The sequence below is a fragment of the Moorena sp. SIO3B2 genome (genome assembly GCF_010692525.1).
Taxonomy (GTDB): domain Bacteria; phylum Cyanobacteriota; class Cyanobacteriia; order Cyanobacteriales; family Coleofasciculaceae; genus Moorena; species Moorena producens.
In genome coordinates, this window is sequence record NZ_JAAHHE010000773.1 from 1 (window position 1) to 1,840 (window position 1,840).

Here is a 1,840-nt window from a genome sequence, read left to right on the forward strand (position 1 = left end):
CCTCCATGGTTATCAAGTTGTCTAGGTTCAGTTATCTGTCCTAGCGGTTATTTCCCCAATCCTTTGTAAGGTAAGGTTTCTAACCAACGAATCGCACTCATCAATCATGTCCATTTGCCCACCCTACAAGAGCGAACACTTTGCTTTAACCCAACCAACAATATAGGTGATCGCATTCCGTAGGGTAGTCGGGTAGGGTGGGCAAATTATGATAGTTTGGCATTTTATTCGGGAATCCTGACCATTTGCCCACCCTACAAGATCTGCGATCGCACTGCGGTCAGGGGGATGGCTGGGTGGGCTTCTTTGTGACACTCTCGTACCTGGTTGACTGACAAAACACTTGAGATCGACTGCTCAATAAGGGTTTCAGCACTCTCCGAGCGAACCCGACGAAACCCAATAGTTGCAAGGCTTGAAGGCAAATTATCAAGCTGAAAATCTGAAGCCCAAAACGATCAACGCATAAGTGCATTTTCTGTAAGCCCTAGAACCCTTGTCTATAGAGAGTTTCAGGGCTTCGCTTGTCAACTTTTGTCAGTCAACCAGCTCTCGTACTCCCTATCGATTGACTGAAGTAGTAGCTGTCTCATCACTCCTTTCACTTTTCCATCCTTATTTATCCAATTCTGACATACATGGCAATATGGAAGTTCATGGGCCTTCTCGCCCTTATATGCGGCCTTTTCGTCGTATTGTACGTCTATTAATTTGCTGCGTATCTCTTCAATATTCCAACCTTTTTCTGCATAAAATTTTACCAGTTCCGGGATGGCTTTTACATATTGAGAATAAGCGTGTGGCTCCGCGCAGTCCGTGCCATCGCGCACATAGGTTTTTCCATCTTCCCCGGTCATAGGCTTTTTATAACTTTTGAGTATATTATACATGGCCACTTGGGTCTCGTCCCTGATTAAATTTTTGTCGACATCGTCTGAAGAACCACTATGACCAGTCAATGTTCCCTTGACTGTCTTCAAACCAATCCTAGCCCCAGCACCCAACAAGGCTCTATTCGCTGCCAACATTCTTGACAGCTTCACCCGCCCACCCGTTTCTATTAAACCAATATTGTCACGATAAACTCCCTTTCCATTGCTCTGCATTTCAATCATTTTCTTTTCCTGTTTTTCCTTCCCCCCTCCACCTCCGGTCTTTCTATTTCCCTGAGCATCTCTAATATATCTCGGACCATATGGGCTTCCAAGCCTCCGCTGTTGCTGCACATGGGTCAACTCATGGGCAATCAACTCCTGCCCCCCCCGAGTTCCTGGCTGATACTCTCCCTGCCTAAAAAACACATCCTGCCCCGTCGTAAACGCCTTCGCCTGAATCGACTTATTCATCAAGTCTGACTGAGCATCCGTATGCACCCGCACCCCACTAAAATCCGCCCCCATCGCCTGCTCAAGCGGAATTCTTATCCTTTCTTCCAGTGGTTTTCCCCTTCCTCTTGCTTCCTTTATGGAACCTTCCAAATTTTGTGGTGCTAACGTTCCTCCTGTTAACGCTTTCCTCTGTATTTCGTGTTGAGGCGTACGCATCTCTTCCCCCTCAATAGTACCCATCTGTGGAGAATTAATCTGCTGTACTACCTGACGCGCTACTCGATCTGCCTCTTGCTCGTATTTATCACCAGGCTGTCCTATAGTTAGCTTGGCTTGCAGCCCCATTTCTCGACCTTCTGTGTCGGGCACGTATTGTCCCGTTTCCAGGGAGTGCATCACATTAGCCATTCTACTGCCCCATTCCCCGACCGCCTCTTCCGCGTTCCAATCCCTGTCCTCTTCATGTCGTCTTCTAGAACCCATCACTCTGGAGTCTTTCTTTTTTTGAGCAT

2 protein-coding genes are annotated in these 1,840 nt (G+C 47.2%); both read right to left on the bottom strand.

The features are described from left to right. Window positions 1-123 precede the first annotated feature (123 nt). Complete coding sequence (locus F6K38_RS40890; protein ID WP_287360549.1) at window positions 124-315, bottom strand: hypothetical protein; 192 nt, start codon at window positions 313-315, stop codon at window positions 124-126. A gap of 212 nt (window positions 316-527) precedes the next feature. After that, window positions 528-1,811, bottom strand: coding sequence for an eCIS core domain-containing protein (locus tag F6K38_RS40895; RefSeq protein WP_502709662.1), 1,284 nt, complete (start codon window positions 1,809-1,811; stop codon window positions 528-530). Window positions 1,812-1,840: the final 29 nt, after the last annotated feature.